This is a genomic window from Kitasatospora sp. NPDC093102 (assembly GCF_040683915.1).
Taxonomy (GTDB): domain Bacteria; phylum Actinomycetota; class Actinomycetes; order Streptomycetales; family Streptomycetaceae; genus Kitasatospora.
Map to the genome: position 1 here is coordinate 223,945 of NZ_JBFBFA010000006.1, position 23,456 is coordinate 247,400.

Below are 23,456 nucleotides of genomic sequence, written 5' to 3' on the forward strand. Positions count from 1 at the left end.
GACGGCACCGCGCCCCACCCGGCGAACGCCAACGACCCGCGCTGGCGCGGCGGTCCGGCCGTCGCGGTGAAGATCCTGGTCGCGGGCGGCTTCGGCGCGGGCAAGACCACCCTGGTCGGCTCGGTCAGCGAGATCCGGCCGCTGCGCACCGAGGAGGAGCTCAGCGAGCTGGGCCGTCCGGTGGACGACACCTCGGGGGTGGAGGCGAAGCGCACCACCACCGTCGCGATGGACTTCGGCCGGATCGACCTGCGGCCGGGCCTCGCGCTCTACCTGTTCGGCACGCCCGGGCAGGACCGGTTCTGGTTCGTCTGGGACGAGCTGGCCCGCGGTGCGCTCGGCGCCTTGGTGCTCGCGGACACCCGTCGACTGGCCGACTGCTTCCCGTCGGTCGACTTCTTCGAGCAGCGCGGCATCCCGTTCCTGGTCGCGGTGAACTGCTTCGAGGGCACCGAGCGGTTCGCGCCGGACGAGGTCCGCGAGGCGCTCGACCTCGACCCGGACATCCCGGTGCTGCTCTGCGATGCGCGGCTGCGGCAGGACGGCAAGGACCTGCTCGTCGCGCTGGTCGAGCACGCCGCCGCCCACCGGTACCGCCGCGCCCCGGTCGGCGCCTGAGGACGGTTCGGTTCCGGCTCGACGCCGTCCCGGCCGGGGCCGGTCGGGGTGGGTCGGGGCCGGACGCGACCGGATGACGGCCGCGACGCCGGTCGGACGGCGTTTTGTGCGACGGCTCGGCAGATGGGCGCGTCGACCTCCCCGTTCCGGCCGACGTCTCATCCGGCCGTCCGCATCCCGGACGATCACTGCGCCGAAGGTTGCCTAGACCGGCCCGGCCGTGGAAGGCTCTGTGGACGAAGGCCGCCCGGCCATGCCGTCGGGAGTGCCGGAAACGCCCCGTTCACGCGGGCGTTGAGACCGGCGGACGGCCTTCGGCGAACCGGCGAGGCATTGTCGGCGGGCACCGGCAGCGGTGCGCCGCCGTGTGGAGAACGAGGGGGAGGGCAGCAGGATGAGCGTCGGCCGACGACACGTCATCACCGCGGTGCCCGGCTCCCCGGTGCCCGGTGTCCTCATGTCCGGCGCTGCCGTGCCCGGTACCGCCGTGCCCGGTGCCGCCGATCCGGCGCTCACCGTCCGCCGCCACATCGACCACGCGCTGATCTGCAGCGCGTGTTGTCGCTGACCGGCCTGACCTTCCCGGTACGTCCTCCGGCGCTCCCGGCCCACCCGGCCCACCGCCCGACGCACCGCCGAAACCCGTCGACCAGGCCGTAGCGGACCGCCCGTCCGGCGTGCCCGCGGCCGACCAACCGGACCCGCCCAGCGGAGAGACCACCAGTGAACATCGTCTGCCCCAGCACCGCCCCCGGCGTCGCCGGCCGTACCCGAACGACCGGGACGGCCCCCGCGATGTGCGCGGGTGGACGGACCGGACGGTGGAACCGGTGCGGGAGCCGCGCCGTGGACAGCCGTCGGGATCGCCTCGACCTCGAACCGTTCTGGCCGTCCCGGCAGCCGCACCTGTTCGATCAGACGTGTCCCGGCTCGCCCAGCGCGTCCCGGCCCTCCGCCCGCTGACCCGGTTCGGTCCGGCCCAGCCCAGGCAGTACGCCCGGTCGACGCGCAGACGACTCCACCCCGTCCGTCACGCGCGAAATGAGCGGCACACCATGTCTTCTTCTTCCACGGCCACCCTTCCCCTGCCCGCCGCGACCCCGCACCTGCGCGCGGTCCGCTCTGTCCCGCCGGTCTCCACCGTCCCACCGGTCTCCTCCGTCCCCGCCACCGTGCCGGTCGGTCCCGGCACGTCCGGGGCCGCGGGACCGTCCGTCCCCCCGGTGTCGGTGTCCGACCGATGGCCCGGGGCAGCGGCCCGCCCGCCCCATGCCGGGCCGGCCCGCCCGGCGGCCGTCCCCGCGCCCGTCCCGCAGCCGGGTGTGGCGGTCCCGCAGGTGCCCCAGTCGCTGCTCGCCGCGCTGCCGGAGGGAGCGGCCGTCGTCGCCACCCTGCCGCAGGGCGTGTTGCCGCAGGGGCTGCTCGCCCAGTACGGCACGCAGTTCGGCGGCCTGAACGGCGGCCCGATGGTCGGGTACCTGGTGCTGGTGCCGGCCGAAAGCCCGGTGGCGGGGGCCGGCGGCCTGTCCGGGGTTCCGGTCGGTGTCGGGGCCACCGGCTCCGCAGCGGCCCACGCCGTCCCCGGTGCGCAGCCGGCGACCGGCGGGCCCGGTGCCCAGACCGTGACGGGGGTCCGTTCGGCCCGCCCGGCCGCGCGCGGCATCTCCGTCGACACCGAGCGGCGCAACGCCTACGTCGACGGGCGGCTGCTCGACCTCACCTACCTGGAGTTCGAGCTGCTGGCCCACCTCACCGAGCACCCGCAGCGGGTGCACACCCGGGACCACCTGGTCTCCTCGGTCTGGGGCTACGGCCACGTCGGGGACGGGCGGACGGTCGACGTGCACGTCGCCCGGCTGCGCCGCAAGCTCGGAACGGCCTACCGGGACACCATCGTGACGGTCCGCCGGGTCGGCTACAAGTACACCCCGGCCACGGTCTGACGGGCTGGTACGACGGCCGGTCCGAAGGCCGGCCGTCGAAGGCCGGCCGTCGAAGGTCGGTCGAAGCAGCGGGCCGCTCGTCCTGACGCGGACGGGCGGCCCGCTGCTTCGTCGTGTTCCGGTGGACCGTCAGGGGCGCTGGTCCGGCGCAAGCAGGAGGACGGCGAGGGCGTCGGCGCAGCTGCGGGCGTGGCCGAGGAACCGGTCCAGCCGGTCGTCGGTGAGGTGCGCGGGCGTCGAGCGGACCGCCAGGGCGAACCGGGCCTGCCCGGCGGCGTCCAGGACGGGCACGGCCACCGTCCGCACCCCGGCGGCCGACTCGCCGTCGTTGAGGGCGTAGCCGGCCGCCCGGACTTTTGCCAACTCCTCCTCCAGGAGCGACGGTTCGGTGATCGTGCGGTCGGTGAACGAGGGCAGCGGACCGAGCGTCGACGGTGCCGTCACGCCCGGGCGGGGCCAGGCCAGCAGGACCTTGCCGAGCGCGGTGGAGTGCAGCGGGCGGCGCAGGCCCAGCCCGGTGTCCGGGCGGACCGAGCCGCCGACCAGGATCACCGCGTGCGCGCCGCTGCGGATCGCCAGATCGGCCGTCGCCTTGGTGCGCCGGGACAGCAGCTCAAGCTCGGGCCCGGCGAGGTGCAGCCCGCGCTGGTGGAAGGTGAGCTGGCCGAGTTCGGCGACGGCCGGGCCGAGCCGGTAGCGCGCGGTCTGTTCGTCCTGCTCCAGGAACCCGGCGCTGACCAGCGTGCGGGCCAGCCGGTGTGCGGTGGAGACCGACAGGCCCATCCGGCGGGCCAGGTCCGAGGCGCTCAGGTCGGGGCCGTTGTCGTGGAAGCAGTGCAGCAGCCCGAGCGCGCGCTGGACGGCCTGCGCACCGGCCGGCGGACTCTGGACGGCGGTGGCGGCCTCGGCCATGGCACCTCGCGTTTCGGTTCGGGACTCCGGGCGGGCGGCCGGAGGCGGTCTCAGCGTAGGGCAGCCGGTGCTGCGGGAATGTGTCGACGACGTTGCAATGGAATGGCTTTGATGAACAACTGATCCCACCATGTGGCAAAGGCTTGCCTCCGGCTCGCCCGCCGTGGAACGCTCCTCGCATCGCGTCGGACGGCCACTCGGCCCAGGCGGCGCCCGCCCCGACTCTACGGAAGGAGAAGCACCGTGACGTCCCACCGGTGTCTCCCCTCCCGTGCGTGTTGTCGCTGACCGAACGTCTCCCGCGCCGCCTGCCCCTTTCCTGCATCGTGGCGTACAACTCCCTTGCGCACCAGGCCTTGTGGGCCGTCGTGCAGGTAATCGACCCCGAGTTTCTCCGGTTGCCGCCGGAGCCCCCGTGGAGGACCGACTCCGTTGTCCAGTCGCACCCACAGCGCTTCCGCGCTTCCCGACACCCTCTGGTTCACCCGCTGCCCGGTGCCCACCGCGACCGGGATTGCCGCCGACCAGGGGTGGCTCGCCCGCGAGTTCGCCGCTGACGGCATCGCGATCCGCTCGCTGCAGGATGCTCCGCCCGAGGTGGCCGCGGACCACCACTACACCCACGCGCTGACCGGCCTGTTCCGGGAGGGTGGCAACGTCCCCGCGCTGTGGGCCCGTTCGCGCGGTGAGGCGACCAGGCTGATCGGTCTCACCTGGATCGAGGAGCACCAGGCGGTGCTGGTGCGGGCCGGTAGCGGCATCACCGGACCAGGGCAGCTGCGCGGACTGCGGCTGGCGATCCCACGTCATGACATCGGCATCGACTTCTGGCGGGCGATGGCGCTGGCCGGCTTCCGTGGCGCTCTCGGGCTCGCGGGCCTCACCCTGGCGGACGCCGAGCTGGTGGACGTCCCCGGCGCCCCGGGCGGCGGGCAGTGGTCCGCCGAGCTGGCCGCGCTGCGGCACGGCACGGTGGACGCGGTGTACGTGAAGGGGGCGCTCGCCGTCGAGGCGGCCCGCCGGATCGGCGCCGAGGTGGCCGTGGAACTGGACGCGGCGCCGGACCGCAGGGCCCGGGTCAACAACGGCACGCCCCGGCCGATCACCGTCCACCAGCGGCTGCTGGACGAGCAGCCCGAGCTGGTCGCCCGTTTCCTCGCCGTGCTGCTGGAGGCCGCCGACTGGGCGGCGGAGCACCCGGAGGAGGTGGTCCGGATCCTGCAGGCCGAGACCGGTGCCGGGGCCGAGGGCGTCGTGGGGGCCTACGCACCGGGCAGCCACCGCACCCTGTACCTGGACCTGTCGGCGGAGCGGCTGGAGTTGCTGGCGCTGCAGGAACGATTCCTCGGGGAGCAGGGATTTCTCGTCGCGCCGGTGGACGTCCAGGCGTGGGCCGACCCGGAGCCGCTCCGTGCGGCCCGCGAGCTGCTGCGTGAGCGGCGTGCGGGTGCGGGTGCTGGTGCCGGTGGTGAGGCGGTTGCCGGAGCCGGTGCCGGTGCTGTTCGCAGCACAGACTTCGGATAACAGCCTTCAGCTAACAGATTTCGAAAGTTGTCAGCTGTCTGCTGTCATCTGTCACTTGTTTGGAGAGCCCGTGAAGACCCCCCGCCTCGCCCTCGCCGCCACCGCGCTGCTCGCCTCCACCGCCCTGGCCGCCTGCGGCTCGTCCGCCGACGGGGCCAAGGCCTCCGCCGGAGACGGGACCGGCGGAAAGGCCGACGTGGCGCTCCGGCTGCCCGACCCCGGCAACAACGGCTTCCTCGCCCGCGGCAAGAAGGACGGCTCGCTGGACCGGGCCCTGGCCGCCGTCCACGCCAAGGTCGCCTGGACCGGCAGCGCCGGCCCCTTCGCCCCCGCCGCCCAGGCCCTCTCCGCCGACCAACTGGACGTCGCCCAGGGCTCGATCACCTCGGCCGTCGCCGCGCTGGCCCAGAAGCCCGGCTTCAGGCTGTTCGCCCAGACCGCGCCCGACGGCGTCGGCGAGGGAATCCTGGTGAAGAACGACTCGCCCATCAAGTCCGTCCAGGACCTCGTCGGCCGGAAGGTCGCCGTCTCCCAGGGCGGAACCAGCGAGTACCTGCTGCTCAAGGCGCTGGCGAAGAACGGGATCCCGGCCGACAAGGTGGAGCGGGTCTACCTGCGTGCCGACCAGACCTCCGGGGTCTTCAACTCCGGGCAGGTGGACGCCTGGGCGACCTGGAACACCTTCTCGACGCCCGCCATCGCCAATGCCGGTGCGCACTTCCTGGTCAACGGCCAGGAGGTCGGCTCCGACAACTACGCCGTCTGGGCGGTGCGCACCGGCTTCGCCGAGAAGCACCCCGCGGTGGTCAAGGCCTTCTACACCTACCTGCGGGAGAACGGCGAGAGGGAGAAGGCCGACCCGGCCGGCTACCTCAACGTGTTCACCGACGCGGGCCCGACCGCCGTCACCCCCGCCGAGAAGGACGTCGCGGTGAACGTCAGCAGGCAGGGCGCTCCGGCCGACGCCATATCCGACGCCGACATCGCCCGCTTCGGGACGGTCGCCCAGTTCTTCGCCGATCAGAAGGTCACCAAGCAACTGGTGGACGTCAAGCCGTACCTGATCGACGTCAACAAGCTCGGGGACGGCGCCAAGTGACCACGACGACCGAGAAGTTCACGCCCGCCGACACCCGGGCGGCGCTGGACGCCGGCCTGGTTGCCCCGCAGAGCCGGCGGCGCCGGCCGCGCCCCCGCGCGCTCGCCGTGACCCTGCGGACCATCGGTCCGCTCGCCCTGCTCGGCGGCTGGGCCATCGCCTCCGCCACCGGCGCACTCACCCAGGACGTACTCGCCTCGCCCACCCAGGTAGCCGAGGCCGTCGGGGAGTTGTGGGGAAACGGCCAGCTGACCGACGCCCTGTCCGTCTCCCTCACCCGCGCCGGGCTCGGCCTGTTCTTCGGTGCGACCACCGGACTGGTGCTCGGCGTGGTCACCGGATTCACCCGCCTCGGCGAGGAGTTGCTCGACTCCGCGATCCAGGTCCTGCGCACCGTACCGTTCCTGGCCCTCGTCCCACTGTTCATGGTGTGGTTCGGCATCACCGAGACCGCGAAGGTCGCCCTGATCGCGGTCGCCACCAGCTTCCCGATGTACGTGTCCGCCTCCGGCGGGGTCCGCAGCACCGACCGCAAGCTGGTCGAGGCGATGCGCAGCTTCGGCCTCGGCCGCTGGGCGATCGTGCGCACGGTCGTGCTGCCCGGCGCGCTGCCCTCGCTGCTGTCCGGACTGCGCCTGTCGATGACGCTCAGCGTGATCGCCCTGATCGCCGCCGAGGAGATCAACTCGACCGAGGGCATCGGGTACTTGATGGCCCAGGCGCAGAACTACTCGCGCACCGACGTCCTCGCCGTCTGCATCCTGATCTACGGGCTGCTCGGCCTCGGCGCCGACGGCATCGTCCGAGTCCTGGAGCGCGTGCTGATGCCGTGGCGCCAGGCCGTCCAGGGAGCGGCCCGATGACCGCCGACACGTCCACCACCGCCACGCTCTCCCCCTCTTCTCTTCCTTCCCCCTCGGCGGCCGAGGCGGCGGTCCCGGCCGTCCACCTGCGCGGTCTGCGCCGGGTGTTCGGCACCCGGGCCGTGCTCGACGGGGTCGACCTCTCCATCGCCCGCGGCGAGTTCGTCGCCCTGCTGGGCGCCAGTGGGACCGGCAAGACCACGCTGCTGCGGATCCTCGGGGCGCTGGACCGGGCAGGCGGGGGCACCGTGCTCGTCCCGCCGGTCCGTACCGTGGTGTTCCAGGAACCCCGGCTGGTGCCGTCCAAGCGGGTGTTGGCCAACGTCACGGTCGGCCTGCCGCGGGGCGCCGCGACCCGGGAGACCGGGTTGAAGGCGCTCGCCGAGGTCGGCCTGGAGCGGCATGCCGAGGCCTGGCCGGCCACCCTCTCGGGAGGTGAGGCACAGCGCGTCGCGCTCGCCCGGGCGCTCGTTCGGGAGCCACAGCTCCTTCTGCTCGACGAACCGTTCGCCGCACTGGACGCGCTCACCCGGCTGCGCATGCAGGACCTCGTCGGCGATCTGGTGCGCCGCCACCGCCCGGCGGTGCTGCTGGTCACCCACGACGTGGACGAGGCCGTACGGCTCGCCGACCGGGTCGTGGTGCTGCGCGAGGGCCTGCTCGCCCGGGACGAAGCCGTCACCGTCCAGCGTCCGCGCGACCCGGCCGATCCTGCCTTCGCCGACCTGCGGCGCCGCCTGCTCGCCGACCTCGGCGTCCACTGACGTCCGTGATCCCCCTGAAATGTCCCGGCATTCCCCCGATTCCTCCGACTTCCGACAAACCGAGCCCGCACCACCGGAGTTGACCAGATGACCGTCACCCTCGGCGTCCACGCCAGCAATCCCTCGCTCTACTACCTCGCCCGACTCCCGTACCTGGACGAGGAGCTGGCCCCGCTCGGCGAGACCGGCGCCTTCCACCACTACGCGGACGGCACCCGCACCGGCGCGCTGCTCGCCGAGGGCGTCATCGACTTCGGCGGTACCGGTTCCACCCCGCCGATCACCGCCCAGGCGGCCGGTCACGACCTGGTCTACGCGGCGGTCTCGGCGCCCCGCCCGGACCACGGCGCCTTGCTGGTGTCGGACTCCGGCCCGGTGCGGACGGTCGCGGACCTCAAGGGCACCACCGTCGTGCTCGCCGTGGGCTCCTGGCAGACCCACCTGCTCGCCAAGGCCCTGCACACGCAGGGGCTTTCGTACGGCGACGACGTCACCCCGGCGCGCCCGGCGGCCGGTGAGGACCAGGCCCGGCGGCTGCGCGACGGCGAGATCGCCGGCTGGATCGCCCAGGGTGCCGAACTCGCCGCGGCCCGCCGCAGCGGGGAGTTCCGCGAGCTGATCCGCACCGGCGACGTCACCACCGACCGCTCGGTGTTCTTCACCCGCCGGGACTTCGCGACCGAGCGCCCCGAGGTGATTGCCGCGATCGTGACCGCACTGCGCCGGGCGGATGCCTGGGCGGCCGCCAACCCGGCCGAGGCCGCCGCGATCGCTGCCGAGGAGCTGGGCGGCACGGCCGCCGACTGGCAGTCCGCGCTGGGCGCACTGCCCTGGCAGCTGGAGCCCGCCACCGCCGGGTTCGTCGCCGAGCAACAGGAGGCCGCGAACATCTTCCACGGTGTGGGCTTCATCGACCGGGCGCTGACCGTCTCCGACGCCCACCTCCCCGCGCTGGAGGCCCCGGTGGCCGCCGCGCTCGCGAAGGCGGTCTGACCCGTGGCCTCCGAAGTCCTCTGGTACATCATCCCTCGTGAGGGACACTACCCCTGGGAACCAGCCGGGCGTCGTCCGGTGGACCTCCGTTACCTCCAGCAACTGGCCGGCAGCGTCGAGCGGTTGGGCTACACCGGCGCCCTGCTCGCGACCGACCTGTACGACGTCTGGACGCTCGGCAGTGCGCTCGCGGCCGCCACCACCCCGGCCTTCAAACCGTTGCTGGCCGTCCACCCGGGGCTGGTCTCGCCCACCCTGCTGGCCAAGATGGCGCTCAGCTTCGACCACCTGCACGGCGGCCGGCTGCGCTTCAACGTGGTCAACGGCTCGACTGCGCAGCTGCGCGAGTACGGCCTGGACGTCGAGCACGACGACCGCTACCGGCTCAGCGGCGAGTACTGGTCGATCGTGAAGCGCCTCACGGCGGGCGAAGTCTTCGACCACGAGGGCGAGTTCTACGAGCTGAAGAACGCGGGTGCGAGTCTGCGCGACCTCACCCCGGTGCAGCCCGGCGGCATCCCGCTCTGGTTCGGCGGCAGCTCGGCGGCCGGCATCGAGATGGCGGCCCAGCACGTGGACGTCTACCTGACCTGGGGCGAGCCGCCGCACCTGCTCAAGGAGAAGCTGGACCTGGTCCGCGAGCGCGCCGCCGCCCACGGCCGGACCCTGCGGATCGGGCTGCGGCTGCACCTGATCGTCCGCGACACCGAGGACGAGGCCTGGGCGGCCGCCGACCGACTGCTGGACGTCACCAGCGAGGCGACCTACGCGCGCCGGCTGGGCGAGACGAAGGGGGAGGACGGGGTCGGCTGGCAGCGGCAGTTCCGCCAGCACGGCGGCAGGGTGCCGGCGCGGGCCCGGGAGCTGGAGGCCCACCCCAATCTCTGGCCGGGGATGAGCCTGTTCCGTCCCGGCCCGGGGACGGCGGTGGTCGGCTCGACGGCCCAGGTGATCGAGCGTCTGCAGGAGTTCGAGGCGCTGGGCGTCGACACCTTCATCCTCTCGGGCAACCCGCTGCTGGAGGAGGCCCACCGGGTTGCAGAAACGATTCTGCCCGCTCTGGGCATCAAGCGACCCTGACGGGTCGGCGGATGGGTCGGCGTCCGTCTGCCGGCCGCCGCCGGCCGGCGGACGGACGGGCTGACAGCTGACGGGCAACGGATAACAGATGACAGGTAACAGCTGACAGATTTCGAAATCTGTCAGCTGTTACCTGTCACCCGTCAACCCGTCGGCTGCCGCTCCGTCCCCTCAGCGGCTCAGCCGGTCGATCTCCGCCAGCTCCTCCGCCGTCAGCGGCCCTCCCGCCAGCGCGTCGAGGTTCTGGTCCAGCTGGGCCACGCTGCTCGCACCGATGATCACCGAGACCACCCGCGGATCCCGCAGCACCCAGCACAGCGCCAGCTGCGCCAGCGTCTGCCCGCGTCCCTCGGCGACCTTGGCCAGTGCCCGCAGCTGCTCCAACTTCGGCCCGGTCAGTGCCTCCTCGGTGAGGAACTTCCCGACCGACATCCGCGAGCCGGCCGGCACCTCACCGGACAGGTAGCGGTCGGTCAGCAGCCCCTGGGCCAGCGGCGAGTAGGCGATCAGGCTGGTCTGGGTGTCGCCCACCGCGTCCAGCACGCCGCCGTCCTCCACGTACCGGTTGAGGATCGAGTACGCCGACTGGTTCAGCAGCACCGGCGTCCCCAGCTCGCGCAGGATCGCCACCGCCTCCCGGTGCTGCTCCGCCGGGTAGTTGGAGATCGCCGCGTACAGCGCCTTGCCCGAGCGCACCGCGCTGTCCAGCGCCCCCATCGTCTCCTCGATCGGGGTGTCCGGGTCGTACCGGTGCGAGTAGAAGACGTCCACGTAGTCCAGCCCCATCCGGTCCAGCGACTGGTCGAGGCTGGCCAGCAGGTACTTGCGGCTGCCGCCGTTGCCGTACGGGCCGGGCCACATGTCCCAGCCGGCCTTGGTGGCGATGAACAGCTCGTCCCGGTACGGCCGGAAGTCCTGGGCGAACAGGTAGCCGAAGTTGCGCTCGGCACTGCCGTACGGCGGGCCGTAGTTGTTCGCCAGGTCGAAGTGGGTGACGCCCCGGTCGAAGGCCCGACGCAGCACCGCCCGCTGCACCTCCAGCGGCTGGGCGTCGCCGAAGTTGTGCCAGAGCCCGAGCGAGACGGCGGGCAGCTGGACGCCACTGCGGCCGGCTTTCCGATAGGTCATCGAGTCATAGCGGTCATCCGCGGCGAGGTAGCTCATGCCGGACATCTTGCCACCCGGGCGCGGCGGCTCAACCCCTTGCCCCCGCTTCCGGCCGGTGCCTATCCTCACGGAGGATCGTGTGTGTGCGAGGCGAGGGGGCGAGATGGCAGTCCGGACCGTGACCACCACCGCAGCCCGCTGTTGTTGTCGTCACCGCCGCAGCACCGACCGCTGACACCACCCGCGCGACCTGCCGCCCGAGCGGCCCGCCGCCCGCCCCGTCAGCCATGCCCGCCGGTGCCGTCCGTGAGAGCGCAGCGCCGGTTCACTTCCCGGTTCCCCGCGCTCTGCGCGGCTCACCGAGCCCCGGGACTCCACCCGACCCCTGCCGATCGTGTTCCGGGACCACTCCGAGCCCCTCCCGAGCACCCAAGGAGACCGCCGTGCGGTTCACCGTCTCGTCCCTCGTCGCCAACCCCCCCGACCCGGTCACCGGCGTCCGGCGCACCCCGCAGCAGAAGCTGCACAGCGTCATCGACCAGGCGGTCCTCGCCGAGCAACTCGGCTACGACGGCTTCGGTGTGGGGGAGCGGCACGGTGAGCCGTTCCTCTCCCCGGCACCGCCCCTGCTGCTCAGCGCCATCGCCGCCCGCACCTCCACCATCCGGCTGTTCACCACGGTGACGGTGCTGAGCATCCTCGACCCGGTCCGGGTCGCCGAGGACTATGCGATGCTCGACCAACTGTCCGGCGGGCGCCTAGAGTTGATCATCGGCAAGGGCAACGACCCGCGCCACTTCGGGATGTTCGGCCTCCCCGAGGAGCGACAGTGGGAGGCGCTCGCCGAGAACTACGCTCTGCTGCGCAGGCTCTGGCGCGAGGAGAAGGTGGCCTGGGAGGGCTCGACCCGCCCGCCGCTGAAGGACGCCACCGTCTGGCCGCGCCCACTCCAGGACCCGATCCCGGTGTGGCACGGCAGCGCGACCAGCACGCAGTCCACCGACCTCGCCGCCCGCCACGGCGACCCGCTCTTCTCCGCCAACTCCTTCCACCCGTTGGAGAAGTACCGGGCGCTGGTCGAGCACTACCGCGAGCGCTGGGAGCACTACGGGCACGACCCGGAGCGGGCCCGGGTGGGCGCGGGCTTCGGCGGACTGTACGTCGCCAAGCGTTCGCAGGACGCCGTCGAGGGCTTCCGCCCGTACTGGAACGCGCTGTTCGACTCGGCCGCCGGCCGGCACAACAACTCGCCGTTCCGGTCGCTGGAGGACGCGCTGGAGCGCGGTTCGGCGCTGGTCGGCAGCCCGCAGCAGGTGATCGAGAAGATCCACCGGTACCACGAGGCCTTCGGCAACGAGGTGGTCGGCATCGGGGTGGATGCGCTCACCGAAGGGGTGCAGCGCGAGCAGCTGGAGCTGTTCGCGAGCGAGGTGGCCCCGGAGATCCGCCGCGCGCTGCCGTAGCCGCCCGGGTCCGCCGCCCGCCCGCGCAGTGCGCCGTGCACCCCTACGCGGCGTGACGCCGGCCACCGTCCGTGACGTGACGCGCGCCACCGGGCGCGCCGGAGTGCCGTTCGGCGGTGCGGGGGATGACGAACGGTCGAGGGGCCGTGGCCGCCGGGGGGCGGCGCACGGCCCTCGATCGTTCCGGCCGGCGGGGGGGGGGATCCTCGGAGCTCGGGCGGAGTCCGCACTGGCCTTCTGTACCTACTGGTATGTACAGTGATCCGCATGAGCACCCAGGACCGCCTCATCGAGACCACCCAGGCCCTGCTCTGGGAGCGCGGCTACGTCGGCACCAGCCCCAAGGCCATCCAGCAGCGCTCCGGGGTCGGCCAGGGCAGCATGTACCACCACTTCACCGGCAAGCCCGACCTCGCGGCCGCCGCCCTGCGCCGCAGCGCCGAGCAGATGCGGGGCGTCGCCGAGGCCGATCTCGCCGCCCCCGGCACCGCCTACGACCGGATCGCCGCCTACCTGCACCGCGACCGCGACGTCCTGCGCGGCTGCCGGATCGGCCGGATGGCCCAGGACCCGGACGTGGTCTCCGACCCGCACCTGCGCGCGCCCGTCGAGGAGACCTTCGACTGGCTGCGCGGCCGCATCGCCGGACTGATCGCCGAAGGCCAGGCGGACGGCGAGTTCGCCCCCGGCCTGGACCCGGCCGACACCGCCGCCGCCGTGGTCGCCGTCGTCCAGGGCGGCTATGTCCTGGCCCGCGCCGCCGACAGCGCCGAGCCGTTCGACCGGGCCGTCCGCGGCGCCCTCGGCCTGCTCGCGACACACCGCACGGCCTGACCCGTAAGGCCTGACCCGCGCCGCCGGACCCGAAGACCTGCCGAACCCCAGGCACCCGTCGAACCCGCCGGACCCGCCGGACCCGTCGAACCCGAGGAGCCCGCCGTGCACGCCATGCAGTACGAGATCACCCTCCCCGCCGACTACGACATGGGCGTCATCCGCAAGCGGGTCGCCGACAAGGGCCACCTGCTCGACGCGTACCCGGGCCTCGGCCTCAAGGCCTACCTGGTCCGCGAGCGCGGTCGGCAGGGCTCGCCCGTCAACCAGTACGCGCCGCTCTACCTCTGGCGCACCGCCGAGGGCATGAACGGCTTCCTCTGGGGGCCGGGCTTCCGAGGCCTGAGCGCCGACTTCGGCCGCCCCGCCGTCCGGCACTGGCTCGGCGCGGGCCTGGCCCACGGCGCGCCGGCAGCGTCGGCACCCGCGGGGGAAACGGCCGGGCCGCCGACCACCGCCACCCGCGAGACCGTACGGCTGCCGGAAGCCGCCGACCCGGCCGAGGCCGTCGAGCGGGCGCTTGCCGACCTGCCTGCGCACCCGGCCCTGCACACCGCCGCCGTGGCCGTCGACCCGAGCCGCTGGGAACTGCTCCGCTTCGCCCTTTGGCACGGTCCGGCCCCCGAGGACGCGCCAGGCGTCCGGTACGAGGTGCTGCACCTGTCCCGCCCCGAACTCGACCGGCTGCCGGCCGGCCGCCACTGGTGAAAGGACCCACCGCCCCGATGCCCCCCGCGACTGCTCCCGCCGGCAGCGAACTCACCCGGGCCGCGCTCGACCGCGCGGCCGGCTACGCGCTGCTCGCCGACCTCGCCGGTCCGGGCGCCACCACCACCCTCGGTGGCCTGGACGCCCTCGCCCCCGGCTTCCCCGACTGGATCGTCACCAGTCTGTTCGGCGGCACCTACCAGCGCCCCGGCCTCGCCCTGCGCGACCGCCAGATCGCCAACCTGGCCGCCCTCACCGCCCTCGGCGGCGTCGAGCCGCAGCTTGCCGACCACGTCCGCTACAGCCGGCGGATCGGCCTGACGGAGGCGGAGATCACCGAGGTCATCGTTCACCTCGCCCCCTACGTGGGCCTCCCCAAGGCGCTGGCCGGCCTGCGCGTCGCCACTGCCACTTTCGCCGAGGCCACCGAGAGCGCCACCGAGAGCACTGCCGGGAGCGCGGCCACGAGCGCCACCGGCCCGGCCGCACCCGTTGAGACCGCACCCGTAGAGACCGCGGCCGAGACCGCCACCCAGGTCGCCGGCGAGGGGGCCAGGGCATGAGCCGTACCGTCCGCACCGTCCTCGGCGACCTGGCCCCCGCCGACCTCGGCACCACCGACTCCCACGACCACCTCTTCATCCGCAGCCCGCTGCTCCCCGGCCAGGAACTGGACGAACCGGTCGCCGCCGAGGACGTGCTGCGCGCCTACGCCACCGCCGGTGGCCGCACCTTCGTCCAGTGGACCCCGCTCGGCCTGGGCCGGGGCGCGGACTCCCTCGCCGTGCTCTCCCGTGCGACCGGCGTGCACATCGTCGCCGCCACCGGCGTGCACCAGGCGGTCCACTACGCGCCGGGCTTCTTCCCCGAGCCTCCCGAACCCACCGAATCCACCGAACCCACCGAACCCACCGAACCCACCGAACCCACCGAACCTGCCGTCCAGCCGGGCGAGAGCCCCGGCCCGTACGCCGACCTCGCGGAACGTTTCGTCGCCGAACTCACCACCGGTCTGCCCGGCGCGCCCGAGGGGGTCAGGGCCGGGCTGATCAAGATCGCGGACGACGCGGGGCCCACCACCCGGCACACCCGGTGGACGATGGCCGCTGCCGCCGAAGCCCACCACGCCACCGGCGCCCCGATCGCCGTCCACCTCGAAGCCGACGGCGCTCCGCACCGGGTCCTGCGCGGGCTGCACGACCGGCACGGCGTGCGGCCCGACCGGATCATCCTCGGCCACCTCACCCGGTTCCCCGACCGCGCGCTGCACCGCGCCCTGGCCGCCGAGGGGGTCCACCTCGCCCTGGACAGCCCTTCCCGGGCCGGCCATCACGCCGACCACCAGGCCTTCGACGTCATCGCCGACCTGGTCGAGGCGGGTCACGCCACCCAGCTGCTGCTCGGCGCCGACACCACCACCCGGACCGCCCGCGCGGCTGGCGGCCCGGTCCGCCTGCTCACCGACCTCGCCCCGCGCCTCGCCCGCAGCTACGGCCCCGAGCTGCCCGAGCTGCTCCTCACCACCAACCCGGCCGCCGCCTTCGCCGCCCACTGGCGCACGCCGTAGGGCTCCGCCGGCCCGGGCGCCTGGCCGGACGGGACGTCCCGAACGGCCGGAGCCGGGGGTGGGACGCACCACAGGCCGGGGAAGGGCCTGACGGCCATTGGGCGCGCCCTCTACTGTCCGGTGCATGGTGACGCCGACGCTCCGGAGCCTCATGACCGCCGACTGGCCGCTCTGGCGGGACCTCCGCCTCGCCGCCCTGACCGATGCGCCGGGCGCCTTCAAGGCCGGCCTCGCCGACTGGCACCAGGGCGGCGAGGACCGCTGGCGCGACCGGCTCCACCTCCCGGACGCCCACCACGTCGTGGCCTTCCTGGGCGACGGCCCGGTCGGCCTGGTCGGCGGTCTCCCCGGATCACCGGACGGCGTACGGGAGTTGCGCTCGCTCTGGGTCGCCCCACGGGCCCGCGGCCGGGGCGTCGCGGACCGGCTCATCGAGGAGGTGGAACGCTGGGCCCGGGCCACCGGCGGCATCACGCTGCGCCTCGCCGCGCTCCCCGGCAACCGGACGGCGCTCGCCCTCTACCGTCGCCACGGCTTCGTCCCGCTCGCGGAGCCCGGTGACCTGCTCACCGACGGGGTCACCCGGGAACTCCTCCTGGTGAAGCCCCTGCGGTGACGGCCGTCGTACCCGGCTCGGAAGCGGGGCAGCGGCCGGGCCCCGGCGTCCCCGTGCGGCGGCGCCGGGAGAACGCGGAAGCGGGGCCTGTGCCGTACGGGGGATGGCACAGGCCCCGCCGTCAACCGCACCGACCGGTCACATGTGGGTGCCGCCGTCGATGCGGAGCTCGGTACCGGTGACGAAGGCGCCGTCGTCGGAGGCGAGCATGGCGATCACGCCGGCCACCGTCTCCGGGCCGGCGAAGCCCTGGCCGAGGGCGGGGGAGAGCTTGGCCAGCAGGCTGAAGTCGGCGTCGGCGGGCAGGCCCGGGTTGTGGGTCATGCCGCTGTCGATGCTGCCCGGCGCGACGCAGACCGCGCGCAGGCCCTGCTTCGAGTACTCCGAGGCGATGGCGTGGGTGAAGGACTGGATGCCGCCCTTGGTCGCGGCGTACGCGGCCATGTAGGGGTGGGCGAAGCTCGCGGAGGTGGAGCTGAAGTTGACCACCACGCCCTTGCCGCCGGCGAGCAGCGCGGGGAGCGCCTCGCGGGTCATCAGGAAGGTGCCGGTGAGGTTCACCGCGAGGAGCTTGTTCCAGAACTCCAGGGTGGTCTCGTGGGTGTGCGAGGAGCGGAGGATGCCGGCCGCGTTGACCAGCACGTCCAGGCCGCCCAGGCCTGCGATCGCCTCGGCGACGCCGGCGACGACGGCCGCCTCGTCCGATATGTCCAGCACCTGGATGGTCAGGCGGTCCGCGGTCCCCTCGGTGGTGGCGCGGTCCAGGGTCTTCTTCAGGCCGTCCTCGTTGACGTCGACGGCGACGACCTTCCCGCCCTCGGCGAGGATCCGGTGGACGGTGGCCTGGCCGATGCCCGAGCCGCCGCCGGTGATCAGGACGTTCCGTCCGCTGAAGCGCTCCATGGTGGTACTCCGTTCGTTCGTGGTCTCTCGACCTCAAAAGACACGGTACGCCCTGATGGCACGCTGTGCCAAAAAGTCTCATCGTGCCGCTCCGTCGCAACGTGCCTCCTTGGCATCCGCCCGCGTAGGCTGGTCCCGTGACCGGACGCCCGACCCTGACCCAGCGCCGCCGTGAGGCCACTCGACTGGAGATCGCCCGTGCCGCCGCCGCGCTCTTCGCGGAGCGGGGAGCGGAGGCGACCACCGCCGAGGAGGTCGCTCTCGCCGCGGGCATCTCGCTGCGCACCTTCTACCGGTACTTCTCCGTCAAGGAGGATGCCGTCGCCCCGCTGCTCGCGGCGGGTGGGCAGGAGTGGGTGGAGCTGTTCGTGGCGAGCCCGGCGGACCTGCCGCCCCGGGAGGCGCTGGAACGCGCGGCGGCCGCTTCGCTGACCCCGGCCGACGAGGCGCGGGCCGAGATGATGCAGTGGGCCCGCGGTCTGCTGCGCGACCCGAGGCTGAACGCCACCTGGCAGCGCGTCCACGCCGACTCGGAGGAGAGGCTGCGGGCCGCCCTCGCCGAGCGCTTCCCGGACGACACCGATCCGCTGGAGATCCGGCTGGCCGCCGCCGCCGCGACCGCGGCGATCCGGGTGGCCCTGGAGCAGTGGGCCTCCTCCGACGCGCCCCTCGCCGGTCCGGGCTCCCCGCGAGACCTCGGTGCGCGCTGCATGCGCGAACTCACGGCGGGGCTGCGGCTCTGGGAGCGGGTGGGCTGAGCCCGGCCTGTTCCCGGCCGGCGGCGTGGGCGGTGGCGGCCCGCGACAGGTGACAACTTTCAGATGACAGATTTCGAAATCTGTCATCTGAAAGTTGTCATTCGTCTGGCCTGCTCCCCGCAACCTCCCAGCCGCGATCGGCGTCCTCCCAGCTGGCGTTAGGGTTGGTCCTCGCGCCCCGGCGGGGGAACCGGGGTGGCCTCCTCGGATGTCCCCAGCGGAGGGGACTGGAGTTCGAGGCGTGGGAGCAAGAAGGACATGGGTCTGACGAGCCACAAGGTGCTGGCGCTGACCGCACTGATCGCGGTCGTGATGATGGTCGGCACGGTCTGGTTGTGGCCCAGACTCGCGAAGAGGACCTGGCAGGCGGTGCTCGGCCGGATCGGCGCGCTGCTCGCCACCCAGCTCGCGGTACTCGCCGCGCTCGGCCTGGTCGCGAACAACTACTTCGCCTTCTACAGCAGTTGGGACGACCTGCTGGGTACCGGCGACACCGGCCCCGTGGTCATCCACAACAAGGCGGACGCCTCCGGCCGGCTGATGGTGGAGACGATGGGGCAGGCCGCGGTCAAGGGCGGTGGCGCGATGGGCCGCGAGCCCGGCCAGTCCGGCGAGATCCGCAAGGTCCGGATCGACGGCGCGGTCAGCAGGCTGTCCACCGAGGGCTACGTCTACCTGCCCCCGCAGTACTTCCAGCCGGAGTACGCCCAGAAGCAGTTCCCGGCCGTGATCGTCAGCACCGGATTCCCAGGAATCGCCGAGAACCTGATCACCCGCTTCAACTACCCGGGTGCCGCGCTCAAGCTGCTGCAGGAAGGGCGGATGCAGCCGACCGTCATGGTCCTGGTGCGTCCCTCGCCCGCGTTGCCGCAGGACACCGAGTGTGAGGACGTCCCGAACGGCCCGCAGTCCGACACCTACTTCACCAAGGACGTGCCCTCGGCGATCCAGGCCAGCTTCCGGGTCTCCAGCGACCCGCAGGCCTGGGCCTTCATGGGCAACTCGACCGGCGGCTACTGCGCGCTCAAGCTGGCCATGCGCCACCCGGACGTCTTCCCGACCGCCGTCGCCCTCTCCGCCTACTACGACGCCGCCGACGACCCGACCACGGGCGACCTGTTCGGCGGCAGCAAGCAGCGCCGCGACGAGGCCAACCTGTTGTGGCGGCTGAAGAACCTGCCGCAGCCCAAGGTGTCCGTGCTGCTGGCCGGGACCAAGAAGGGCGACGGCAACTACCGGCAGGAGACCGAGGCCTTCGTCGACGCGGCGCAGAGCCCGATGAAGGTCTCGTACAGCATGCTGGAGAACGGCGGCCACAACTTCGAGACCTGGAGCGCCCTGCTGCCCTCCTCGCTGGAGTGGCTGTCCCAGCACCTCAAGGTGCCGAACCAGACCGTCTGACGGGGAGCGGCACCAGAACCAACTGCCCGGACCGCCCGGACCATCCGAACAGGCTGGGCAGAAGACCGAACCCCCGGGGCCACGGCCCGGGGGTTCGGTCGTTCACGAGCCGTACGGATCCCGCCCAGCGGTCCCGCCGCTCAGGCCACCCGCTCCAGCGTCCCGGTGTGCAGCTCGCCGACCCGGCCGCCCTCGCCCTCGAAGGTCCAGAAGGCCCGCACCGTCAGCCTGCCGAGGTCCATCACGTGGCTGACGGTGATCCCGCTCTGCTCCGTCCAGCTGACGAAGTAGATCTCCGGCGCGACCTCGGCGACGTGCAGCCGCACGTCCTCCCACTGGCCCGCGGACTCGCCGAGGCCCTCCCAGCGCAGCCGCGTGCCGTCGGCCGAGTAGGTGTTGCGGAAGGCCGCGCCGTTGTCGGCCCGGAAGAGGTAGGTACGGCCGGCGAAGGCGGGCAGGGGCGCGGTCATGGTGGGGCGGGTCCTCGTTCCTGTTCGGTCGTGGCGAGCATCCGGTCGGGCTCGCCGCTCTTGTGCACAGCGGCTGATGTCAGGCTTCCAATTTATCCGACCGGGCCCACTCGGTCAGGCGCTCGCCACGGTACGGTCCGCCACCACGCGGCCGCCCGGATGTGCGACCGGCACATGGGCGGGAGCGCGCGCCGGTTCTGCCGTCCGGCCATGAGACGCACCCCCACACACCGACCTGCTGCGGCGCGTACACCGCGCAGTACGGGGTGGACACCACCGCGCCGCCTGGCCCGCCTTGGCCCTCCCGCTCCCGGAAATTGATCAACTCGACTGCCACGCAGCGTCGTTGATCGACACCACTGTGAGCTGCGCGACAACCCGCCCGGCCGAGTTGTCCGCACACGTACGACCCACCTAGCCTGCAACGGTCGTCCGCCCTCGCGGACCCCGCCGCCGGGACGCCGAATCCTGTCCACCCGCTGGCGGGTCGCCGAGCACCACAGCGGACGGGAGCGGGGGAACCACGGTCAGCGCCCGGCCCGTACACCACGCCACGGCGTACGGGCCGCGGCCAGGGGTGAAGCCGCTCCGCAGGCGGCCGGGCGACCTCAGCCCGAACCCGACAACTCACCTCGCAGGCGTCGCAGAGGTCACCCCATGCCCAAGCCTGCCAGCTCGACGCACCGGCCGGCGCCCGCGGCCGCCCGACGCCGTGGACCGCGCCACGCCCGTCCGTCCCACCGCGGACGCAACGCCGCCCTCGCCGCCACCGGGGCGTTCGCCATCAGCGGCGCCGGGCTGCTCGGCCTGTCGGCGGTCACCGGTGCCCAGGCCGTCATCGCGCCGGCCGTCACCCAGGACCGGCTCGGCCCCGCCACCATGGTCGCGGGCAGGGCCGCCACCGCCTCGCTCGGCCTGCACTCCTCGGCCTGCTTCACCGCGAAGACCGTCGGTGTGGGCGTGCGCGACGCGCGCGGCAACAACCTCGACTTCCCCGGCAACGCCTCCGACGTGCGGATCTGCCCGAGCGGGGTCGACTTCACCAGCGGTGCGCGCGCCCTGCCCGCCGGGACGTACACCCAGTTCGGCTTCTGGCAGGACCTCGGCGGCGCCTGGCACAACCTGCCCTCGCAGCAGCTGGTCGTCTCCGCCGCCGGGGCGTCTACTCCGACCCCGACCCCGACCCCGACGCCGACGCCGGCCCCGACCTCGACCGCCAAGCCGACCCCGACGGCCAAGCCGACCGCGACCACCGCGACCACCGCGACCACCGCGACCACCGCGACCACCGCGACCACGTCGAGCCCGACGACCACGTCGACCCCGAGCGCCACCCCGAGCCCGAGCGCCCCGGCGCCGTCCTCCCCGGTCGCCGGCAAGTCGCTGACCTGGTCGGACGAGTTCAACGGTGCGATCAGCTGGGGCCGGCGCTGGGTCGGCGACAAGAGCACCGCGTACAAGTACGGCAACCACAACCCGGGCGACAGCAAGCTCGACTGGCTGAACAGGAACAACGTCAGCGTCGCCGACGGGGTCGCCACCTTCACCGCCACGCCCGGCGGGCCGGTCCTGGAGAACGGCAAGCAGTCCTGGAACACCGGGTTCCTGACCACCGAGGGCTCCAACGAGGGCTTCCAGGTCAGGACCGGCGACTACGCCGAGACCCGGGTCAAGCTGCCCGCCGGCAGCGGCGCCTGGCCGGCCCTGTGGACCTGGAAGAACGGCAACGGCGAGGTCGACTCCTTCGAGTACCACCCCGACAACCCGAACCTGCTGGAGCTGACCAACCACGTCAACCCGGGCAACGCGAGGTACCACACCGACGCGAGCGCCATCGCGAAGGACCGGTGGGTGACCATCGGCACGTACTACGGCGCCGACTCGGTGGACTGGTACGTCAACGGCGTCAAGGTCTTCTCGGACGGAAAGGGCGTCGGCGCCAACTGGTCGGCGCACCTGATCCTCAACCTCTCGGTGTGCGCGGGGCAGTACCACCCCGCGCCGCAGGGGACCGCCCCGATCACCTTCGCCGCCGACTACGTCCGCGTCTACCGGTAGGACCGGGCCACGGGCAGGACGGTCCCGCCGGTCGGGCCGGCCCCACCGGCAGGACGGCGTGACTCAGGAGGCGGCAGTCGTCTCGACCACCGTGATGTCGAACGGCTGCCGGTTGTTGCCCTCGTTCCGGTCGTCCGCGCCGCGCACCACGACCGAGCCGCCGCTCAGCCTGCCCGCCGGCAGCTCCGGGTCGAGCCGGACCGGGATGAGGGCGGTCGCGCTGCGCCCCTCCCGCAGTCCGGGCCCGAACACGCACCGCACGATGCGGCGGTGGCCCAGCACCCGGCAGTCGGAAGGGAAGTACGGGCCCTCCGGGCTGACGCCCTCCGGCAGGGTGACCACGACCGTGAAGGGGGAGGCGGTGGTGTCCGGGCCCCCGTTGCCGACGAAGGCGCGGACGGTGGTGGTGCCGCCGGGGGTGGCCGGGTCCGGGGCGGTCCGGACCACCTCCAGGTCGGAGTCGGACGAGCGAGCGGCGGCCGGCGCGGGCAGCGTGGAGGCCTCGGGTCCTGTGCCCGTCGCTGCTCCGGGCTTCGCCGGGGCGGGCAAGGTGGACACCCCGGACGCGCCCGTCGCGACGACCTCCACCGCGGGCCGGGGCTCGGGCTGCCGCAGCGCCCAGGACGGGTCGGTGGCCAGCACCGTCACCGCGCATCCCGCCGCCAGGGCGGCGACCAGTGCGGCCCCGCCGAACCCCCGGTCTCTCGCGGCAGGCCGTGCGCCACCGCTCCGCACGTCACTGCCCGGTACGTGGCCGCCCGGTGCCTCACCGCCCCGAACGTCCCGGTGCTGCTGCTCCATCCCCGCTCACCCTGCCCTCGCGTCCCGGCCGTCCGCGCCGTCGCGGGCGGCGTCGGCACCAGGGTGGCGGAGCCGGCATCGGAGCCCGGGGGCAACCCGCCCGTCGTCCGCCCGAACGGATGAAGCGGCGCGCCGCCCCGACCCGGTGGTCCGACAAGGGGGGTTGACGGGGTGTCAGGGGGCGAGGACCTGCCCCAGCCGGGTCGCGATCCGGTGCATCACCGGGACCAGTGAGGCGGCCCCGGCCTGCCCCTCCAGGGCCCGGATGCGAGCCTCCGGGCCGGAGACCGAGAGCGCCGTGGGTGTCGGCGCGCCCGGGACGGCGAGCGCGATGCAGCGGACGCCGATCTCCTGCTCCTGGTCGTCGACCACGTAGCCGCGCTCGCGCGCCTCGACGAGCTGGCGCATCAACTCCTGCGGGTCGGTGACCGTGTACTCGGTGTGCGCGGGCAGCGGGTTGGGGCCGAGGGCGGCGCGGGCCTCGTCCTCGGGCAGCTGGGCGAGCAGCGCCTTGCCGACGCCGGTGCAGTGCGGCTGCACCCGTCGGCCGACCTCGGTGAACATCCGCATCGAGCGGCGCGACTGGACCTGGCCGACGTACACCACCTCGCCACCCTCCAGCACCGCCAGGTTGGCGGTCTCGCCGGTGGCCTCCATGAGTTCGGCCAGGTACGGGCGGGCCCAGCTGCCGAGCAGCCGGCCGGCCGTTTCGCCGAGGCGGATCAGCCGGGGGCCCAAGGTGTAGCGGCGCGCAGTGTCCTGGCGGACATAGCCCTGCTGGACGAGGGTACGAACCAGTCGGTGGATGGTCGGCATCGGGAGGCCGGAACTGGTGGAGAGCTCGCTGAGGGTGGCCACACCGCCGGAGTCGGCCAGCGCCTCCAGGAGTTGGAAGGCGCGTTCGACGGACTGTACGCCGCCGCCCGTGCGGTCGGCGCCTGTCGTCGATGCTGGGTCGGGGGTCGCAACCACCG

At 73.4% G+C, this 23,456-nt stretch carries 24 protein-coding genes and 1 riboswitch; of the genes, 18 read left to right on the plus strand and 6 right to left on the minus strand.

The genetic code is table 11. The features are described 5' to 3' along the window. Positions 1-66: 66 nt before the first annotated feature. The 3 genes from AB0O11_RS11665 to AB0O11_RS11675 all read left to right on the plus strand — a co-directional run bounded on the left by AB0O11_RS11665 (position 67) and on the right by AB0O11_RS11675 (position 2,561). Complete coding sequence (locus AB0O11_RS11665; RefSeq protein WP_363384731.1) at positions 67-618, plus strand: ATP/GTP-binding protein; 552 nt, start codon at positions 67-69, stop codon at positions 616-618. A gap of 394 nt (positions 619-1,012) precedes the next feature. Further along, on the plus strand, positions 1,013-1,186 hold the full coding sequence (locus AB0O11_RS11670; protein WP_363384414.1) for a hypothetical protein: 174 nt from the start codon (positions 1,013-1,015) through the stop codon (positions 1,184-1,186). Between the two features lie 835 nt (positions 1,187-2,021). Continuing rightward, the gene (locus AB0O11_RS11675; protein WP_363384734.1) at positions 2,022-2,561 is read left to right on the plus strand and encodes a winged helix-turn-helix domain-containing protein; all 540 of its coding nucleotides are present in this window, start codon (positions 2,022-2,024) and stop codon (positions 2,559-2,561) included. Positions 2,562-2,690: 129 nt separating this feature from the next. Here the strand turns inward: AB0O11_RS11675 and AB0O11_RS11680 are convergent, their stop codons facing one another. After that, positions 2,691-3,473 carry an IclR family transcriptional regulator gene (locus AB0O11_RS11680; protein WP_363384417.1) on the minus strand — a complete coding sequence of 261 codons (783 nt, stop codon included), beginning with the start codon at positions 3,471-3,473 and terminating at the stop codon, positions 2,691-2,693. A 432-nt stretch (positions 3,474-3,905) separates the two neighbouring features. Here AB0O11_RS11680 and AB0O11_RS11685 point away from each other — a divergent pair, with 432 nt between their 5' ends. The 6 genes from AB0O11_RS11685 to AB0O11_RS11710 all read left to right on the plus strand — a co-directional run bounded on the left by AB0O11_RS11685 (position 3,906) and on the right by AB0O11_RS11710 (position 9,796). After that, positions 3,906-4,997 carry an ABC transporter substrate-binding protein gene (locus AB0O11_RS11685; protein ID WP_363384420.1) on the plus strand — a complete coding sequence of 364 codons (1,092 nt, stop codon included), beginning with the start codon at positions 3,906-3,908 and terminating at the stop codon, positions 4,995-4,997. Positions 4,998-5,067: 70 nt separating this feature from the next. Further along, a complete protein-coding gene (locus AB0O11_RS11690; RefSeq protein WP_363384423.1) occupies positions 5,068-6,096 on the plus strand; it encodes an ABC transporter substrate-binding protein in 1,029 nt (342 codons plus the stop codon). Further along, positions 6,093-6,959 (plus strand): ABC transporter permease, encoded by an 867-nt coding sequence (locus AB0O11_RS11695; protein ID WP_363384425.1) that lies wholly within the window; start codon positions 6,093-6,095, stop codon positions 6,957-6,959. The genes AB0O11_RS11690 and AB0O11_RS11695 overlap by 4 nt, the downstream gene beginning before the upstream one ends. Continuing rightward, positions 6,956-7,723, plus strand: a complete 768-nt coding sequence (locus tag AB0O11_RS11700; protein ID WP_363384428.1) for an ABC transporter ATP-binding protein — start codon at positions 6,956-6,958, stop codon at positions 7,721-7,723. Before AB0O11_RS11695 ends, AB0O11_RS11700 begins: the two co-directional genes overlap by 4 nt. 87 nt (positions 7,724-7,810) lie before the next feature. After that, positions 7,811-8,716: an ABC transporter substrate-binding protein gene (locus AB0O11_RS11705; RefSeq protein ID WP_363384431.1), complete on the plus strand. Its 906-nt coding sequence runs from the start codon at positions 7,811-7,813 to the stop codon at positions 8,714-8,716. 3 nt (positions 8,717-8,719) lie between these two features. Beyond that, complete coding sequence (locus tag AB0O11_RS11710; RefSeq protein ID WP_363384433.1) at positions 8,720-9,796, plus strand: LLM class flavin-dependent oxidoreductase; 1,077 nt, start codon at positions 8,720-8,722, stop codon at positions 9,794-9,796. A gap of 171 nt (positions 9,797-9,967) precedes the next feature. Here the strand turns inward: AB0O11_RS11710 and AB0O11_RS11715 are convergent, their stop codons facing one another. Then, a complete protein-coding gene (locus tag AB0O11_RS11715) occupies positions 9,968-10,960 on the minus strand; it encodes an aldo/keto reductase (protein WP_363384436.1) in 993 nt (330 codons plus the stop codon). A 386-nt stretch (positions 10,961-11,346) separates the two neighbouring features. Between AB0O11_RS11715 and AB0O11_RS11720 the strand changes: the two genes are divergently transcribed. From AB0O11_RS11720 to AB0O11_RS11745, 6 genes are all read left to right on the plus strand, one after another. Further along, positions 11,347-12,366 (plus strand): LLM class flavin-dependent oxidoreductase, encoded by a 1,020-nt coding sequence (locus AB0O11_RS11720; RefSeq protein WP_363384439.1) that lies wholly within the window; start codon positions 11,347-11,349, stop codon positions 12,364-12,366. Positions 12,367-12,633: 267 nt separating this feature from the next. Then, the gene (locus tag AB0O11_RS11725; protein WP_363384442.1) at positions 12,634-13,200 is read left to right on the plus strand and encodes a TetR/AcrR family transcriptional regulator; all 567 of its coding nucleotides are present in this window, start codon (positions 12,634-12,636) and stop codon (positions 13,198-13,200) included. A gap of 105 nt (positions 13,201-13,305) precedes the next feature. Further along, the gene (locus AB0O11_RS11730) at positions 13,306-13,908 is read left to right on the plus strand and encodes a DUF4865 family protein (protein WP_363384445.1); all 603 of its coding nucleotides are present in this window, start codon (positions 13,306-13,308) and stop codon (positions 13,906-13,908) included. Between the two features lie 17 nt (positions 13,909-13,925). Next, complete coding sequence (locus tag AB0O11_RS11735; RefSeq protein ID WP_363384448.1) at positions 13,926-14,471, plus strand: carboxymuconolactone decarboxylase family protein; 546 nt, start codon at positions 13,926-13,928, stop codon at positions 14,469-14,471. After that, positions 14,468-15,475, plus strand: coding sequence for a phosphotriesterase (locus AB0O11_RS11740; protein WP_363384450.1), 1,008 nt, complete (start codon positions 14,468-14,470; stop codon positions 15,473-15,475). Before AB0O11_RS11735 ends, AB0O11_RS11740 begins: the two co-directional genes overlap by 4 nt. A 124-nt stretch (positions 15,476-15,599) precedes the next feature. Continuing rightward, entirely contained in the window at positions 15,600-16,091 is a 492-nt protein-coding gene (locus tag AB0O11_RS11745) for a GNAT family N-acetyltransferase (protein ID WP_363384452.1), read from the plus strand. A 138-nt stretch (positions 16,092-16,229) separates the two neighbouring features. Here the strand turns inward: AB0O11_RS11745 and AB0O11_RS11750 are convergent, their stop codons facing one another. Continuing rightward, complete coding sequence (locus AB0O11_RS11750) at positions 16,230-16,994, minus strand: SDR family oxidoreductase (RefSeq protein ID WP_363384455.1); 765 nt, start codon at positions 16,992-16,994, stop codon at positions 16,230-16,232. Between the two features lie 137 nt (positions 16,995-17,131). On the opposite strand from AB0O11_RS11750, the gene AB0O11_RS11755 reads away from it, so the two are divergent. Further along, positions 17,132-17,752, plus strand: a complete 621-nt coding sequence (locus AB0O11_RS11755; RefSeq protein WP_363384458.1) for a TetR family transcriptional regulator — start codon at positions 17,132-17,134, stop codon at positions 17,750-17,752. Positions 17,753-18,010: 258 nt separating this feature from the next. Continuing rightward, positions 18,011-19,153, plus strand: a complete 1,143-nt coding sequence (locus tag AB0O11_RS11760; protein ID WP_363384461.1) for an alpha/beta hydrolase-fold protein — start codon at positions 18,011-18,013, stop codon at positions 19,151-19,153. Between the two features lie 140 nt (positions 19,154-19,293). Here the strand turns inward: AB0O11_RS11760 and AB0O11_RS11765 are convergent, their stop codons facing one another. After that, on the minus strand, positions 19,294-19,623 hold the full coding sequence (locus tag AB0O11_RS11765; protein ID WP_363384464.1) for a MoaF N-terminal domain-containing protein: 330 nt from the start codon (positions 19,621-19,623) through the stop codon (positions 19,294-19,296). Positions 19,624-20,101: 478 nt separating this feature from the next. After that, a riboswitch (cyclic di-AMP (ydaO/yuaA leader) is annotated at positions 20,102-20,279 on the plus strand. A 1-nt stretch (position 20,280) separates the two neighbouring features. Between AB0O11_RS11765 and AB0O11_RS11770 the strand changes: the two genes are divergently transcribed. Further along, positions 20,281-21,681, plus strand: coding sequence for a glycoside hydrolase family 16 protein (locus tag AB0O11_RS11770; RefSeq protein ID WP_363384467.1), 1,401 nt, complete (start codon positions 20,281-20,283; stop codon positions 21,679-21,681). A gap of 63 nt (positions 21,682-21,744) precedes the next feature. On the opposite strand, the gene AB0O11_RS11775 is transcribed toward AB0O11_RS11770, so the two are convergent. Beyond that, positions 21,745-22,482, minus strand: coding sequence for a hypothetical protein (locus AB0O11_RS11775; protein WP_363384470.1), 738 nt, complete (start codon positions 22,480-22,482; stop codon positions 21,745-21,747). Between the two features lie 174 nt (positions 22,483-22,656). Continuing rightward, positions 22,657-23,454, minus strand: a complete 798-nt coding sequence (locus AB0O11_RS11780) for an IclR family transcriptional regulator (protein WP_363384473.1) — start codon at positions 23,452-23,454, stop codon at positions 22,657-22,659. Positions 23,455-23,456 lie beyond the last annotated feature (2 nt).

Excerpts from the sequence above, each read along its gene's own strand:
- AB0O11_RS11670 (WP_363384414.1), top strand. The coding sequence starts at position 1,013 with ATGAGCGTCGGCCGACGACACGTCATCACCGCGGTGCCCGGCTCCCCG.
- AB0O11_RS11680 (WP_363384417.1), bottom strand. The coding sequence starts at position 3,473 with ATGGCCGAGGCCGCCACCGCCGTCCAGAGTCCGCCGGCCGGTGCGCAG.
- AB0O11_RS11700 (WP_363384428.1), top strand. The coding sequence starts at position 6,956 with ATGACCGCCGACACGTCCACCACCGCCACGCTCTCCCCCTCTTCTCTT.
- AB0O11_RS11705 (WP_363384431.1), top strand. The coding sequence starts at position 7,811 with ATGACCGTCACCCTCGGCGTCCACGCCAGCAATCCCTCGCTCTACTAC.
- AB0O11_RS11715 (WP_363384436.1), bottom strand. The coding sequence starts at position 10,960 with ATGAGCTACCTCGCCGCGGATGACCGCTATGACTCGATGACCTATCGG.
- AB0O11_RS11725 (WP_363384442.1), top strand. The coding sequence starts at position 12,634 with ATGAGCACCCAGGACCGCCTCATCGAGACCACCCAGGCCCTGCTCTGG.
- AB0O11_RS11735 (WP_363384448.1), top strand. The coding sequence starts at position 13,926 with ATGCCCCCCGCGACTGCTCCCGCCGGCAGCGAACTCACCCGGGCCGCG.
- AB0O11_RS11740 (WP_363384450.1), top strand. The coding sequence starts at position 14,468 with ATGAGCCGTACCGTCCGCACCGTCCTCGGCGACCTGGCCCCCGCCGAC.
- AB0O11_RS11745 (WP_363384452.1), top strand. The coding sequence starts at position 15,600 with ATGGTGACGCCGACGCTCCGGAGCCTCATGACCGCCGACTGGCCGCTC.
- AB0O11_RS11750 (WP_363384455.1), bottom strand. The coding sequence starts at position 16,994 with ATGGAGCGCTTCAGCGGACGGAACGTCCTGATCACCGGCGGCGGCTCG.
- AB0O11_RS11760 (WP_363384461.1), top strand. The coding sequence starts at position 18,011 with ATGGGTCTGACGAGCCACAAGGTGCTGGCGCTGACCGCACTGATCGCG.
- AB0O11_RS11765 (WP_363384464.1), bottom strand. The coding sequence starts at position 19,623 with ATGACCGCGCCCCTGCCCGCCTTCGCCGGCCGTACCTACCTCTTCCGG.
- AB0O11_RS11770 (WP_363384467.1), top strand. The coding sequence starts at position 20,281 with ATGCCCAAGCCTGCCAGCTCGACGCACCGGCCGGCGCCCGCGGCCGCC.
- AB0O11_RS11775 (WP_363384470.1), bottom strand. The coding sequence starts at position 22,482 with ATGGAGCAGCAGCACCGGGACGTTCGGGGCGGTGAGGCACCGGGCGGC.